15 protein-coding genes are annotated in these 14,618 nt (G+C 73.3%); 6 read left to right on the plus strand and 9 right to left on the minus strand.

The annotated features are described in order from the left end of the window. The first annotated feature begins 156 nt into the window (after window positions 1-156). Genes J421_RS22240 through J421_RS22255 form a run of 4 tightly spaced genes read left to right on the plus strand, consistent with a single transcriptional unit; the run spans window position 157 to window position 2,099 of the window. Complete coding sequence (locus J421_RS22240; RefSeq protein WP_025413382.1) at window positions 157-627, plus strand: MaoC family dehydratase; 471 nt, start codon at window positions 157-159, stop codon at window positions 625-627. After that, complete coding sequence (locus J421_RS22245; protein ID WP_025413383.1) at window positions 624-869, plus strand: hypothetical protein; 246 nt, start codon at window positions 624-626, stop codon at window positions 867-869. The genes J421_RS22240 and J421_RS22245 overlap by 4 nt, the downstream gene beginning before the upstream one ends. A 28-nt stretch (window positions 870-897) precedes the next feature. Next, entirely contained in the window at window positions 898-1,446 is a 549-nt protein-coding gene (locus J421_RS22250) for a DinB family protein (RefSeq protein WP_025413384.1), read from the plus strand. 5 nt (window positions 1,447-1,451) lie between these two features. Beyond that, window positions 1,452-2,099, plus strand: coding sequence for a phosphoribosylanthranilate isomerase (locus tag J421_RS22255; protein WP_025413385.1), 648 nt, complete (start codon window positions 1,452-1,454; stop codon window positions 2,097-2,099). Between the two features lie 329 nt (window positions 2,100-2,428). Here J421_RS22255 and J421_RS22260 read toward each other — a convergent pair whose 3' ends face one another. Continuing rightward, window positions 2,429-2,686: a GlsB/YeaQ/YmgE family stress response membrane protein gene (locus J421_RS22260; RefSeq protein WP_025413386.1), complete on the minus strand. Its 258-nt coding sequence runs from the start codon at window positions 2,684-2,686 to the stop codon at window positions 2,429-2,431. A gap of 195 nt (window positions 2,687-2,881) precedes the next feature. On the opposite strand from J421_RS22260, the gene J421_RS22265 reads away from it, so the two are divergent. Then, window positions 2,882-5,293, plus strand: coding sequence for a 3-hydroxyacyl-CoA dehydrogenase/enoyl-CoA hydratase family protein (locus J421_RS22265; RefSeq protein WP_025413387.1), 2,412 nt, complete (start codon window positions 2,882-2,884; stop codon window positions 5,291-5,293). 98 nt (window positions 5,294-5,391) lie between these two features. Next, on the plus strand, window positions 5,392-6,564 hold the full coding sequence (locus J421_RS22270; RefSeq protein ID WP_025413388.1) for a thiolase family protein: 1,173 nt from the start codon (window positions 5,392-5,394) through the stop codon (window positions 6,562-6,564). A 10-nt stretch (window positions 6,565-6,574) separates the two neighbouring features. Here J421_RS22270 and J421_RS22275 read toward each other — a convergent pair whose 3' ends face one another. The 8 genes from J421_RS22275 to J421_RS22310 all read right to left on the minus strand — a co-directional run bounded on the left by J421_RS22275 (window position 6,575) and on the right by J421_RS22310 (window position 14,548). Then, complete coding sequence (locus J421_RS22275) at window positions 6,575-7,180, minus strand: hypothetical protein (RefSeq protein ID WP_025413389.1); 606 nt, start codon at window positions 7,178-7,180, stop codon at window positions 6,575-6,577. Then, window positions 7,177-7,734 (minus strand): isoamylase early set domain-containing protein, encoded by a 558-nt coding sequence (locus J421_RS33725; protein WP_025413390.1) that lies wholly within the window; start codon window positions 7,732-7,734, stop codon window positions 7,177-7,179. Before J421_RS33725 ends, J421_RS22275 begins: the two co-directional genes overlap by 4 nt. Beyond that, window positions 7,724-8,263, minus strand: a complete 540-nt coding sequence (locus J421_RS22285; RefSeq protein ID WP_025413391.1) for an RNA polymerase sigma factor — start codon at window positions 8,261-8,263, stop codon at window positions 7,724-7,726. The genes J421_RS33725 and J421_RS22285 overlap by 11 nt, the downstream gene beginning before the upstream one ends. Before the next feature lie 49 nt (window positions 8,264-8,312). Continuing rightward, on the minus strand, window positions 8,313-9,746 hold the full coding sequence (locus J421_RS32230; RefSeq protein ID WP_025413392.1) for a glycogen-binding domain-containing protein: 1,434 nt from the start codon (window positions 9,744-9,746) through the stop codon (window positions 8,313-8,315). Between the two features lie 102 nt (window positions 9,747-9,848). Further along, window positions 9,849-10,403, minus strand: coding sequence for a hypothetical protein (locus J421_RS22295; RefSeq protein WP_025413393.1), 555 nt, complete (start codon window positions 10,401-10,403; stop codon window positions 9,849-9,851). Between the two features lie 344 nt (window positions 10,404-10,747). After that, complete coding sequence (locus J421_RS32980) at window positions 10,748-12,439, minus strand: CPBP family glutamic-type intramembrane protease (RefSeq protein ID WP_025413394.1); 1,692 nt, start codon at window positions 12,437-12,439, stop codon at window positions 10,748-10,750. A gap of 118 nt (window positions 12,440-12,557) precedes the next feature. Beyond that, window positions 12,558-13,805: a serpin family protein gene (locus J421_RS22305; RefSeq protein ID WP_025413395.1), complete on the minus strand. Its 1,248-nt coding sequence runs from the start codon at window positions 13,803-13,805 to the stop codon at window positions 12,558-12,560. Between the two features lie 80 nt (window positions 13,806-13,885). After that, entirely contained in the window at window positions 13,886-14,548 is a 663-nt protein-coding gene (locus tag J421_RS22310; protein ID WP_025413396.1) for a DUF4864 domain-containing protein, read from the minus strand. Between the last annotated feature and the right edge of the window lie 70 nt (window positions 14,549-14,618).

The raw sequence follows: 14,618 nt of genomic DNA on the forward strand, positions 1-14,618 counted from the left end.
GGACGCGTCCCGCGGGTGTCAACGCGATCGAGCGGTACCTAGTATCCAGGGGGGCTCCCCCCCCTTCGCCCAAGGTTCCACCGCCCGCATCGCGCCACGGTATCATTCCGACGCGCGACGTCGCACCCCGCACGCGCACCCCCTCGCGAACGCCCGATGCTCGACGCCTCGCCCGTCCACGTCCCGTCCCCCACCGCGCTCGCCGACCACGTCGGCCGGGAGCTCGCCGTCGGCGAGTGGTTCGAGATCGATCAGGACCGCATCGCCGCGTTCGCCGACGCGACCGAGGATCGCCAGTGGATCCACCTCGATCCCGCGCGCGCGGCCGCGGAGTCGCCGTACGGTGGCACCATCGCACACGGGCTGCTCACGCTCTCGCTCATCGTCGCGTTCGTGGAGCGTGCCGTGTCGATCGGCGGCGTGCGCATGACGGTGAACTACGGCTTCGACCGCGTGCGCTTTCCCGCCGCGGTGCCCGCCGGCGCGCGCGTGCGGCCGCGCATCGCCGTCGGCGCCGTGGAGCCGAAGGACGACGCCGTGCAGGTGACGTGGCGCGTCACCATCGAGCGCGAGGGCGCCGAGAAGCCGGCGTGCGTCGCCGACTGGATCGTGCGGCTGTACGCGTGAGCCGTCGACCCGCGCCGCAGTCGCCCGCGCGACGCGCGCTCGTGCAGATGATGGGCGCCGTGATCGCCGTGCACGTCGTCGCGATCGTGGTCTACCGCCTCGGGCACGTCGCGTCGCGGCCCGAGAACGTGGGTCGGATCTTCGGCGGGGTCTGGACGGCGATCACGCTCGTCGTCGTCTTCGTCGGCCTGCACCGCGTTCGGACCGCGCGGCTCGCGAGTCGCGCCGCGCGGCGTCGCTGAGCCGCGTCGCTCACCCGAGGAATCCCGCATGCGCTCCACCCTCGAGCTCGTGCTCCGCCGCTCGTTCGACGGCGGGGCGTGGCATGGTCCCTCGGTCGCCGACGCGCTGCGCGACGTGGACGCGCGCACGGCGCTCGCGCGGCCGGTCCCGACGGCGCACTCCGTGTGGGAGCTGACGCACCATCTCATGGCGTGGACGCGGGAGGTCACGCGCCGCCTGCGCACCGGTCTCGCGGCGATGCCGATCGAGGGCGACTGGCCCGCGTCGCCGACGGCGACCGACCCCGACGCGCTCGACGCCGAGTGGACGCGTCTGCGCGCATCGCTCGACGAGGCGCGCGACGCGCTGCTCGCGGAGCTCGCGGACTTCCCCGCCGAGCGTCTCGACGCACCGGTGCAGGCGATCGGCGAGCCGCTGACGTACGCGCAGATGGTGATCGGCCTCGCCGAGCACAACGCGTATCACGGCGGGCAGATCGTGCTCGTGCGCCGCGCCGCGAGCGGCCGCCGGCCGACGACCGCCGAGGGCGCGGCGCCCGAGCCGGGGCGCGACCCGGCGCAGATCACCGAGTCGTGAGCGACGTGCGGACGCGCGTGAAGGTCTGCTGCATGTCGAGCGCGGACGAGGTGCGCACCGCGATCTCGGCGGGCGTCGACGCGTTAGGCTTCGTCTCCGCGATGCCGAGCGGCCCCGGGCCGATCGACGAGGCGCTCATCGCCGAGCTGGTGGCGAGCGTGCCGCCGCCGGTGTCGTGCTTCCTGCTCACCTGCGCCACCGACGCGCCGACGATCGCGGCGCAGGTGGTGCGCTGCGGCGTCGACGTCGTGCAGCTCGTGGACGCGGTGCCGGCCGCCGCGTACGCGGAGCTGCGCGCGCTGCTCCCCCACCGCGTGCGGCTCGTGCAGGTGATCCACGTCGTCGACGCGGCGTCGATCGACGAAGCGCTCGCCGCGGCGCCGCACGTCGACGCGGTGCTGCTGGACTCGGGGAATCCGCGTCTCGCCGTGAAGGAGCTCGGCGGCACGGGGCGCGTGCACGACTGGTCGCTGAGCCGCGCGATCGTGGAGCGCTCGCCGGTGCCGGTATTCCTCGCCGGCGGATTGCGCGCGGAGAACGTCGCCGAAGCCGTGCGGGCCGTCAGGCCGTTCGGCGTCGACGTGTGCTCCGGCGTGCGGACCGACGGTCGGCTCGACGCGGGGAAGCTGCGACGGTTCATCGACGCCGTGTGAGCTCGGGCGGAGAACTGCCTCTTTGGGTTGAACCGCAGAGGACGCGGAGGGCCGCAGAGAACATCGATAGGGCGAGGGGATAGGCGAGTACCCTGGGGATCCAAGTGCGATCGAAAAGATCTCGAGATCCTCTTCATCGCCGTTGGATCCCCGGAGTACTCGCCTGGTACCTCGAACCTGTCGACGACACCCTCAACTGCTATTGACCACAGAGGGCACGGAGGACACGGAGGAAACCCATTGACGTGGTTCTCCTCCGTGTCCTCCGTGCCCTCTGTGGTTCAATTCAAGAGGCAGTGCTCCGCGTCCACGCGCGAGACGGCCGGACCTCAGTAGACCCGTCGCCGCCTGAACAGGTGGATGATGAACAGCAACACGACGGCGCCGATGAACGCGACGAGGATCGTCCCCGCGATGCCGCCGAGCGGGCTGGCGATGCCGAGCGCGCTGAAGATCCAGCCGCCGACGAACGCGCCGACGATGCCGATGATGATGTCGCCGATCAGGCCGTAGCCGGTGCCGCCCATGATCATCGAGGCGAGCACCCCGGCGACGAGGCCGACGAGGAGCCAGGTGAGAAGCGTCATATGGAGAGCCCTCCGGGTCGCATGTGTCGAAAGCGGTCGGGAGTCGGAAAGGCAACGGTCATGCCCGCCCCGCGCTCGGCGCGGCCCCTTCCCCGGGCGCGGTCCGTGCGCCAACGTTCTGCCGTCCCCCCCTGGCGCCAGACCGACGACCCGCGCCGGGGCTCGTTCCCGAACGACGCGGAGCGCCGACCCACCATGACCCACGCAGACACCTCCGTCGCCGGTGACCGAACGTCGTTCGGCAGCTTCGATCTCGGACTCGAGGACGACACCCCGGCCCCGCCCGCCACGCCGGTCCGCGTCCGGACCCTCGGCGTCGTCGGCGCCGGCACCATGGGGAGCGGGATCGCCGCGCTCGCCGCGTCCGCCGGCATCCCCGTCGTGCTGCTCGACGTCGCCGCCCAGGGACCCGACCGCAGCGCCGTCGCGAAGAGCGCCGTCCAGAAGGGGCTGAAAGCGAAGCCCGCCCCGTTCATGGACACCGACCGCGCGGCGCTCATCCGCACCGGCAACATCGACGACGACCTCGCGCTGCTCGCCGACTGCGACCTCGTCGTCGAGGCGATCATCGAGCAGCCGGCGCCGAAGCAGGCGCTGTTCGAGAAGCTCGAGGCGATCGTGAAGCCGACCGCCATCGTCGCGTCGAACACCTCGGGGATCCCGATGACGGTGCTGACGCAGGGACGCGGCGCGCGCTTCCGGCAGCGGTTCCTCGGCACGCACTTCTTCGCGCCGCCGCGCTACATGCACCTGCTCGAGATCATCCCGGGCCCGGAGACGGACCAGTCGGTGATCGACGCGGTGCGCGCCTTCGGCGAGCGCGTGTTGGGCAAGGGGATCGTGCTGTGCAAGGACGTGCCGGGCTTTATCGCGAATCGGCTCGGCGTGTACGGCATGGTGCACACGATCCAGCTCATGGAGCGCTTCGGCCTCACGATCGACGAGGTGGATGCGCTCACCGGTCCCGTGCTCGGCCGCCCGAAGTCGGCGACGTTCCGCACCGCCGACCTGTCCGGTGTCGACGTCATCAAGCACGTGAGCGCGGGGCTCGCCGAGTCCACTGGCGAGGACTTCGCGCTGCCCGCGTGGGTGCACCGCATGGTCGACGAGAAGAAGCTCGGCGACAAGACCGGCGGTGGGTTCTACAAGAAGGTCGGCAAGGACATCCTCACGTTCGACCGCGAGACGAACGACTACGCGCCGCAGCAGAAGGTCGAGTCGCCGGAGCTGAAGGCGGCGGGCAAGACGCCGCTCGCGCAGCGCGGCGCGGCGCTGAAGGAGCTCCCGGGCAAGTACGGCGATTTCCTCCGCACGCTCCTCGTCGACAGCGCGCACTACACGCTGGAGCGATCGCCCGAGCTCGCGTTCGACGTGCCGAGCGTGGACCGCGCGATGGAGTGGGGCTACGGCCACGAGGCGGGCCCGTTCCGGCTCATGGACGCGCTGGGCCTCGACTGGCTGAAGCAGGAGTTCATCAAGGCCGGCTACTCGGTGCCCGCGCTGCTCACGCAGGCGCACGGGAGCTTCTATCGGCAGACGCCTAACGGCGAGGAGGTGCTCGGCTTCGACGGCCGATATGCGCCGGTGCCGGAGATCGCTGGCAACCTCCGCCTCGCCGCCGTCGCTGCGCGGCCGAACGCGATCCTCGAGCAGAACGACGGCGCGCGGCTGCTCGACCTCGGCGACGGCGTCGCGCTGCTCGAGTTCCGCGGCAAGGCGAACGCGATCTCGTCGAAGGTGCTCGACCTGCTGTGGACGTCGCTCGAGCGCATCGACCGCGACGGCATGGCGGGCCTCGTGATCGGCAACGACGACCCGCGCACGTTCAGCGCCGGCGCCGACCTCGCCGAGTCGAGCGGCGCCGTGATCGCGGGCATGTGGGACGTCATCGACCAGGCGATCGCGCGCTTCCAGAACAGCACGCAGGCCATTCGCTACGCGCCGTTCCCCGTCGTCGTCGCGCCGGCCGGGCTCACGCTGGGCGGCGGATGCGAGTTCGCGCTGCACAGCGATCTCGTGCAGGCGCACGCGGAGCTGTACATGGGGCTCGTCGAGGCGGGCGTCGGGCTGCTGCCGGGCGGCGGCGGGTGCAAGGAGCTGCTGTTCCGCTTCATGGGCGACCTCGCGCCGTACGAGGAGGCCGACCCGTTCGAGGCCGTCAAGCGCGCGTTCAAGCTCATCGCCACCGCGCAAACGTCGACGAGCGCGCTCGAGGCCCGGAAGCTCGGCCTGCTGCGCGCGAGCGACCGCATCTCCATGAACCGCGACCATCAGATCGCCGACGCGAAGCAGCGCGTGCTCGACCTCGCGCCCGGCTACGTGCCGCCGGCGCCGCGCACGGTGCGCGCGTTAGGCACCGAGGGGCTCGGCAATCTCCGCTACGCGCTGTTCTCGTTCCGCGAGGGCGGCTACGCGTCGGAGCACGATGCCGTGATCGGGGAGCGCATCGCGCGCGTGCTGTGCGGCGGCGACGGTCCGCCCCGCGTGGTGAGCGAGCAGGACATCCTCGACCTCGAGCGCGAGGCGTTCCTGTCGCTGCTCGGCAACGAGAAGACGCAGGAGCGGATCATGTACACGCTCAAGACCGGGAAGCCCCTTCGCAATTGATATCGAGCGGGGAGCGTGGAGCGTGGAGCGGGGAGCGCGCATTCCTCCACGTTCCACGCTCCACACTCCCCGCTCCACGCTCACTTGGAGGAACGACGATGGACGCAGTGATCCTCTCCGCGGTGCGTACCGCGGTGGCGAAGGGCAAGGCCGATGGGGCGCTGGCAAAGGCGGGCGTGCTGCCGATCGACATCTCGGCGCTCGTCATGCGCGAGGCCGTCGGGCGCGCCGGCGTCGACGTCGCCGCGGTGGACGACGTGATCTGGGGGTGCGCGATGCCCGAGGCGTCGCAGGGGCTCAACGTGGCACGCAACGCCGCGCTCGCGGCCGGCCTCCCCGTCGACGCATCGGCGGCGACCATCAATCGCTTCTGCTCCTCCGGGCTGCAGAGCGTCGCGTCGGCCGCGCAGGCGGTGCTGAGCGGCATGCAGGACGTCGTGCTCGCCGGGGGCGTGGAGATGATGTCGCAGGTGCCGATGTCGGGCTACCACACGCGCCTCCACCCCGAGCTCACCGAGAGCTACATCGGCATGGGCTACACGGCGGAGCGCGTGGCCGAGCGCTACGGCGTGAGCCGCGAGGACCAGGATCGCTTCGCGTACGAGAGCCAGCAGAAGGCCGCGCGCGCGCTCGCCGCGAACGCGTTCGGCGACCAGATCGTGCCGGTGCCGGTGAAGCACGTCGCGTGGCGCGGCGCGGAGAAGACGGTCACGGAGAGCACGTTCGACCGCGACGAGCTGCCACGCACCGACACGACGCTGGACGGGCTCGCGAAGCTCAAGCCGGCGTTCAAGAACGGCGGCACCGTCACCGCCGGCAACGCGAGCCCGTACTCCGACGGCGCCGCGGCGCTCGTCGTGACGTCGCGCGCCAAGGCCGAGCAGCTCGGGGCCCGCCCGCTCGCGCGGCTCGTGACGTTCGCCGTGGCCGGCATCGACCCCGACGTCATGGGCGTGGGCCCGATCAACGCGATCCCGAAGGCGCTGAAGAAGGCCGGGATGACGCTCGCCGACATCGACCTCATCGAGTTCAACGAGGCGTTCGCCGCGCAGGCGGTGGCGGTCGCGCGGCACGTCGGCATGGACATGGACCGCGTGAACGTGAACGGCGGCGCGATCGCGCTCGGCCATCCGTTAGGCGCCACGGGATCGAAGCTCTCGGTGCAACTCATTCACGAGCTGCGCAGGCGCGGCGGCGGCGTGGGGATGGTGACGATGTGCGTCGGCGGCGGCATGGGCGCCGCCGGGATCTACGAGGTGTATCCGGCCTGACCGTCGGGAGCTACGGCCGCCGGCGACCGAGCGCGTCGGCGGCCCGCGTCACCGCCGCCTCCGGCGCCACGCCCGCGAGGATCTCCCGGTCCACCGCCGCGGTGAGCGCCACGTAGTCCGCCGCCGGCACGCCGCGGGCCGCGAGTCGACGCACCGCGCCCACCGCGACGTCGGGCGGCGCGCCGCGCGACACGAGGTCGGCCACCGCGCCTAACGGCACCGCCAGCGGCTGCGCGCCGCCGTGCGCCGCGTGGGCCTCGGCGACCCGGCGCAGCGCGTCGCGGTCCACGCCGAGCCTGAGGGCCGCAGCGCCGGCGACGAGCGCATCGGCCGACGCGCCGGCGCCGAGCACCCCGCGCGCCGTCCCCAGCTCGCCGACGAGCTTGCGCACCGCGGCGACGATCCGCGCGTCGTCGGCGCCCTTCAGCACGCCCTCCGCCGCCTTGTCGTAGAGCGGCGCGAGCGGGAGCCCGACGGCGCGCGCCGAGTCGCCGAGCGCCGCGAGCGCGGCGCGTGCCGCCGGCTGCACGCGCGCCGGCCACTCGCTCGACGGTGCGGGCTGCGCCGCGGCGGTGGAGCACGCGACCAGCAGCGCGAGGCCTAACGCGCGCCTCACGACGACCCCCCGACGAGCACCACGGAGCTCGGCGCGCCGAAGTCGTCGTCGGCCGTGCGCGGCGCCGCCGGATCCGCGCGCAGCCCGCCGTCGACGACGAACCCGTAGACGTGGCGGCCCGGCGACAGCGGCACGCGCACCTCCCACGTCCGCCCATCGGGGCTCGCGCGCAGCGGCGTCGCGGCAGGGTCCCACCGGTTGAAGTCGCCCACGAGCGCCACCCGCGTCGCGCCGGGCGCGATCAGCGCGAAGCGCACCACCGTCGGTGCGGCGGCGGCGGCGGCCGGTACGCGCGCCACGGTCGGTGCCGCGTCGCGGCGCAGCGCCCACCATGCGGCGCCCGCGCCTAACGCCATGCATGCGAGCCCCGCCGCGACCGCCGCGAGCGGCGCCACGCTCCACCGGCGTGCTCGGCGCGGCGCCCGCGTCGCCACGATCTCGCGCAGCAGCGCCTCGCGCCACGCCGCGCGCACAGGCGGCGGCTCGCGCAGGGCGCGCACGTGCGCGCGCAGCGCCGCGGGCAGCTCGTCGCCGTCGTCGTGCTCAGTCCACACCGGACACCTCCCGGAGCAACCGTTGCAGCCGCTCGCACGCCCGCTTCACGCGCATCTTCAGCGCCGACACGCCGACCCCCGTCGCTGCGGCCATCTCGTCGTAGCTCAGTTGCTCCACGTGCTTCAGCAGGAACGCCTCGCGCTGCGCCGGCTCGAGCGCCTCGAGCGCGAGCTCCAGCTCGAGCCGCGCCTCGCTCGCGCCGGCGTCCGGCTCCACGAACGCCATGTCCATCGCCACCGCGTCGTGCACGAACCGGCGGCGTCGACGCCCGCGCCGCATCGCGGCGGTGCGGCAGCGGTTCACGAGGATCGCGAACAGCCACGCGCGGAACGTCTCGCGCGGCTCGTAGCGGTCGAGCGAACGATACGCGCGCACGAACGCCTCCTGTACCGCGTCCTCCGCGTCGGCCGTGTCGCCGAGCATCCGCGCGGCGAAGCGCAGGCACGCCGGGGAGTGTCGGTCCACCAGCGCGGTGAACGCGCGCGAGTCGCCGTCGAGCGCGCGGCGGACGAGCAGGTCGTCGGTCATGGTCCGCGCGTGCAACCCCGCGTCGGCGCGCCCGCGTCACACGGGCCGTTCACGGCACCACCAGCACGCCGGCGGAGCCGTCGAAGTCGTCGGCGACGCGCGCGAGCCCGGGCGGCGCCGTCCATGCGTCGCCGTCGACGCGGATGCTGACGCGGTGCGTTCCCGGCGCGATGGGCAGCACGACCTCCCACACGTCGGCGCCGCCGCGCTGCATCGACACCGGCCGCCACTTCGTGAAGTCGCCCGACAGCTCCACGACGCGCGCCGCGGGCACGCGCACGCGCAGCGTGTACTGCCCGCGCTCCGTCGCCGGCGCGAGCGCGAACGCCGCCGCCGCGGGCCGCACCGACGGCGGGAGCGCCGGCCGCTGGAACAGGCCCGACGAGAGCCGCACGCCGAGCGACGCGTAGCGCGCGCGTCCCACCGCCGGCGACGGCGCGCCGGAGAGCAGCGCCGCGAGATCCACCGCCGGCGGACGCGTGCCGGCCCCGAACGTGACCGCCGCCGTCCTGCCTAACGCAACGGTCCCGTCGACCGTCGCCCAGGCGAGCGACGCGGTGTTGGGCCCCTGCGAGAGATGCGTCCCCGCCCATCCGGCGAGCTGCACGCCGGCCGCGCCGAGCACCGCCACCCGACCGCGCGTCCACGCGAGCCGCGCCTCCAGCTCGGACAGCCGGCGGCGGGCGCTCGCCGTGCCGCTGTCGCCGATCATCTGCGTCCGCGGCGCCCAGCGCGACAGGACGGCGATCGAGTCGGCGATGCGCAGCGTGTCGCAGCAGAAGAACACCGAGTCGCGCAGCTCCCGGAGCGACGGCGGCCGCCCCGGCACGCGCTGCATCCCCGCGCGGACGGTCAGCGCGCCGACCCAGCTGCCGAGCGACCGCCATGCGCCGAGCGACAGCGCCGTCGCGCGGTATGCCGCGGGATCGAGGACGCGCGTGTAGGCGCGCGCCGAGGTGTCAGTCATCGGAACGGTCGAGCCGTTAGGCACCGCGACGCCGCGGAACGGCTGCGCGCCGCCGACCGCGTCGACGCGCGACCCTTCGACGCCGAGCCACGCGCCGCCCGCGCCGTGGACGTACGCGAGCTGCGACGTGAGGCCGCCGCGCCACGACGCGAGCGCGCCCCACCGCGCGCTCCGCTCCACCGCGGCGCCCGTCGCGAGCCGCCATCCGCCGCCGACCGGCGCCGCGGCGAGCAGCGCGGCGCGGCCGGCCACCCCGCGCAGCGCCCCGGTGAGCGGGACGTCGCCCGACGCGCCGATCGCGAGCCGCGACAGGTCCACGCGCAGCGCCGGCGACAGCGCGCTCAGTGGGACGCTGTCCGCGCCGCCCGCGCGCGCCGGCCCCACGGACGCGTCGAGCGTCGGCGTGAGCTGGGCGCGCGCCGACACGCTCGCCAGCGCGGAGGCGAGCACGGACGCGAGCGCGGACGCGAGCGCGACGGCGACGCGGCGGAGTCGACGACCGGCGGTGTGACGCATGGAGATCCCCGGGCCCGAGGCAGCGGGACCGCCGGACACGGTCCCTGCTCGCGCTCTACCCTCTCTGGGCGGCGCCGCGTCACACCATCGGTCACATCGTCGTCAGCGCAGGTTCAGGTAGACGATCGTCGGCTGCTGGTTGCCGCGGACGAGCTGCGCCGACGCGGACGCCGTCTTCGTGCTCCCGCCGCTCGCCCACGACGCGCGCAGCGTGTACCAGCCGTCGGCGAGCTTCGCGCTGTGGATCTGCCCGGTCGCGTCGCTCGCCAGCGTCGCCAGCAGCGTCTCCGTCGGCCGGGTCGCGCTCGTCGAGTCGGGACGCGTCGTGGCGTAGATGGCGATGCTCGCTCCCGCGACGCCGCGGAAGCCGACGCTGTCGTGCGCCACGCCCGCGGCGTCCTTCCACTGAAGCACGAAGTTCTGCACGGCGACCGCCCACAGCGTGCCCGGGCCCGGGCGCACCGAGTCCGGGGAGAGGCGGACGGAGTCGGAGTGAGTCGGCGCCGTCGCGGCGCTGTCGGCGAGCGACGCGCTCTTGCCCAGGACCGTGGACGGCGGGGTGGGCTCGACGGTGGCGTCGTCGCAGGCGGCCACGGCGGCCGCGGCGACGGCGATCGCGAGCAGAGCCGTTAGGCGTGGTGTCGGTCTCGCAGGCATGTGAGCGTCGGGTGAGAGTGACGGTTCACACCGCGTGGCCGGCCGGCTGGAGCGATGTACGCGTGCAACCCCCGGCATTCCCGTCCACGTCACACGCGAAAAGACCACGCGGCCCGCTCAGCTGTCGCCGAGCGGGCCGCGTGGTCGTTGTTGGCCGGAGGGAAGGTTGTTTTGAAGCCCCGATGGTGAATCGGTGGGTGTCCGCGCTTCCGTTTTCCGCCTTCCCCGCACTGGGGCATGACGTCCGCGAAATGAACGGCACCCGGCTTCAAAAAGTGTCGGGTCAAAACAGGAGTCTTCCCGACCGACCGACTAACGGGACTAAGTATAGGCAAATGAACGCTTTATTCAACCTCTTGCGGAACGCGGAACCGTCGTTCCCGTGCGCCGCCGACGACGGCCGCCACGCCGGCGACGAGCGCGGGCACCAGCGGCGCGGCCACCGTCGCGAGCGCCGCGAGCCGCACGTCGAGATGCGCGCTCGCCAGCCGCGGCCAGTTGAAGATGAACAGGTCCGACGTGAGGTGCGACGTGACGACGGTGAGCGCGTCGTAGCGCAGCAGCGCCCATCCCCACACGCAGCCCACCGCCGTCATCACCACCGCGCGCCCCCAGAACGGCTCGGCCGGCGGAAGGAAGTCGAGCCCCGTGTGCGTGAGCCCGTACACCGCCGCCGGCAGCACGATCGCAACCCACCGCCTCCGCGTCGCCGCGAGGAGCCACGGCCCGGCGAAGAAGCGGTAGCCGAGCTCCTCGAGCAGCGCGATGTTCGCGAAGAACAGCAGCGTGGCGACCGACGGCGCGCTCGAGTTCAGCGCGTAGAAGAAGAACCCCCGCGGCTGCAGCGCGGTGAAGCCGCCGCCTAACGCCGTCACGGCGAGCACCGCCGCGGTGAGCACCGCGCCGCACACGAGCCCGATCGCGAACCCGCGCACCGACGCGAGCCCCACCGCCGGGTCGGCGACGCCGCCGCGCCCGAGCCGCCACAGCGTGTCGCCCCGCCCTGCCCCCGCCTCGCGGTCGAGCGCGTCGCCCGCCGCGATGAGCGCGAACAGCACGACGAACATCCACGTGAGCCCTGCCGCGAGGTCGCCGAGCCGCACGAGCGTGGCGATCCACCGCGGCCACAGCGGGTCCCAGTGCGCGAGCAGGTCGTACGCGGCGAACGCGTTCGTGAGGAACGCGCACGCGAACACGATCGCGCTCCAGTACGCCGCGCGCGCCAGCCGCGCGGTGCCGGCGCGCAGCCGCAGCAGGAACACGGCGAGCGCGCCGAGCGCCCCGGCGGCGAGCAGCGCGAAGCCGACGGTCTGCAGCGCGCGCACCGGCGCCGCGCGTGCCCGCGCCGCGCGCTCCCCCGCCGCCGGCACGACGAGGTATCGGCGCGCGCCCGTCACCAGGTCGCCGCTCACCGTGGCCACGGCGCGCTCGCGCAGCTCGGGCCGCGCCGACAGCAGCCGCTCGTACGTGAACGTGTGGTCGGTGCGCCGCGGACGCACTCGGCTCGCGGCGCCCGTCTCGTGCCACTGCGCCGGCGTGCCGTCGCCTAACGACAGGCCCAGGTCGAGCGAGAGCGCACGCTGCACCAGCACGCGCCCGCTGTCGACGGGAAGCGCGGCCCCGGGGGCGTCGTCCTGCACGCCGCGGCTCCACCCGATCGTGCGCCCGACGCCGTCGAACGTCGCCGCCAGGCCGTCGGGATCGCCCGCGCGCTTGAGCAGCACGTCGTACGTCACGAGCGGCACGCCCTGTCGCACGAGCGCCTGCGCGCGGTCGCGGCCGAGGGCGCGCTCCGCGTAGTCGAGCGCGGCCTCGTCCACGTCGAGCTGGGACGCGCGGACGTAGTCGCCGAGCGCGCGTCCCGACGGCAGCAGCGCGCGCCGCGCGAGCACCTCCGTCGCGCGCCGGTCGAGCGTCGCGCGCGGCACGGTGAGGTCGGTGTCGGCGAGCGGCCAGAGCCTGCCTAACGACGCGAAGAACAGCAGCCCGCCGACGGCGGCGAGCGGCCACAACCAGCGGTCGCGGCCCGCCGTCACATCGCGAGGGCTCTGACGGTTCGACGCATCATGTCCGTCTCGTTTCCATCATTCCCACGGGAGCGAGCAATCCATGGAGATGATGATAACGCAATGCAAATGATGCGTTCCAGACGAGTCAGATCGACGCCACCTTCCCGGCGAACAGCACGGCCCCCGTCACCTTCTCGCGGATCACGACCACGAACGCGCGGTCGACGCGCACCGGCGGCGGCAGCGACACGAGCCCGATCCCCACCGTCGTCACGGCGCCCGCCTCGGTCCCCTTCTCGTTCACGGCCACGAACGTGTTCTGCTTCACGAAGTCGATGTACACCTCGCGCCCGCGCGTCGACATGCGCGTGAAGTCGGCCTGCCCCGGCGTGAACGCGACGCCCATCCCCATCGCGGTGAGCACGTCCTTCCACTCGTCCTCGTAGCGCATCGTGAAGCGCGGCAGGTAGAGCTGCATGTCCTGCGGCTTCAGCGAGTCGACCACCTGCTGCCACTTCGCGGGGCCGAGCGACGCGACGAGATCGTCCACCGAGCGGCCGGTCGCGGGCACGAGCACCACCATGGAGAACGCGCCCGTGCCGTACGGCAGCTCGACCGCGGTGAGGTCGCTCGCGCGCCAGACGGGGTGGACGCTGCGGTGCGTCATCATGTCCACCGTCTGCTTCGCGCCGTCGGCCCGCGTGAACTCCGCCGACGCCGTCTGCCGCGAGTCGAACGGCGTCGTCCAGTCGCCCTTGAAGTACACCGCGTTCAGCAGGAACATCACCTGGTCGTCGGCGCGGATCTGGTCGAGCACCTTCTCGATGCGGCCGTTCGTGCGGTCCTTCGCCCAGCCGTTGATGCGCGCGAGCGACCCCTGCTCGTCGCGGAAGTCCAACGCCTGCACCTCGGCGCCGAAGTAGCGCGCCGTCGTGTCGAAGAACGCCTGCGTGAACGGGAACGTCTTCTCGTACCAGATCGAGTTCGCGCTCTCGAAGCGGACGGCCGTGTCGGCGCGCACGAGCCGCTGGTTCAGCGCGCGGTACGCGGCGTCGATCTGCGGCAGCGACTGTCCGGCGAAGCCCAGCGTCGCGGCCATCGCGTCGGCGGTCGTGCCGGCGGCGCCGTTCAGCGTCATGCCGAGCGCCACCGCGGCGCTGTACGGCGAGATGAACACGTTCTGCCGGGCGCGGCGGGCGCTCACGCGCTGGAACAGGCCGAGGCCGAACGCGTTGCTTTCGGTGACCGTCAGTCGCTCGCCCGCCGAGAGCTGCGCCGGCAGCGTATCTCCGGCGCCGGGTAGCCCCGGAGCGTCGCCGGGACCGGTCGCGTCGGGCGCGCTGGAGCAGGCGGCGGCGAGCAGAACGAGCAGCGACGTACGACGCAGGGGCATGCGTACCTCCGGACGCGGACGGGGGCGCCACGCGGAGCTGCGCGGCGCCCTCAGACGTTACCCGGCCGCCCGCACGTCGGTCACGACCGGCCGGCGAGCTCCCGCGCGTCGTGTGACGCGAAGCGCATCCCCGAGAGCGGGCTGGGCGGCTCGCGCGTCACGCCGTCGGTCATCCAGCAGCCCTTGTACTGCCCGTCGTTCTGCAGCGACAGCGCGAACAGGTACGCCACCCGCTCGCCGCTCGACGTCGTGATCACCACGCGCACCGTCGCGCGATCGCCGGTGACGTGCGCCACACCACGCGCGGCGTGGCGATGATTGAGCAGCGGCCGGTAGGTGTCGTCGCGCACGAGGTCGGCGAAGCTCTCGATCGGACCGACGAACGCGCGGTTCGCCGGCGACGAGAACGCGAACGTGACCGAGATGCCGTGGTCCTTCACCGGCACGTCGTTGCGCGCCAGCGCGTCGAGCACGATCCCCACCACCTCGTCCGGCGTCAGCTGCGGGCTCGGCGCCAGCGACAGGTCGCCCACGCTCGGGAGCGAGTCGACGTGCCGCACCATCTGCGATTCTTTCGGCTGCGTGGCCGCGCTCGCGCGCATCGCCGTCGCCACGAGGAAGATGAGCGTGGCCGCGGCGAGAGCGGCGATGCGGAGGAAGACATCGAACGCCGTGAGCTGGGCTCGCGCGACGCGCGCGGCGGCGGAGACTCGGGGCGTGGAGTGGCTGCGCAGCTGCTGCATGACTCGTCTCGTTGGGCGTCCGCGGGCCGCTCGAGCTCCGGGCGGCTCGCCCGCCGCAGCGCGCCCGCCC

Origin of the sequence: Gemmatirosa kalamazoonensis (genome assembly GCF_000522985.1) — a bacterium.
Lineage (GTDB): Bacteria > Gemmatimonadota > Gemmatimonadetes > Gemmatimonadales > Gemmatimonadaceae > Gemmatirosa > Gemmatirosa kalamazoonensis.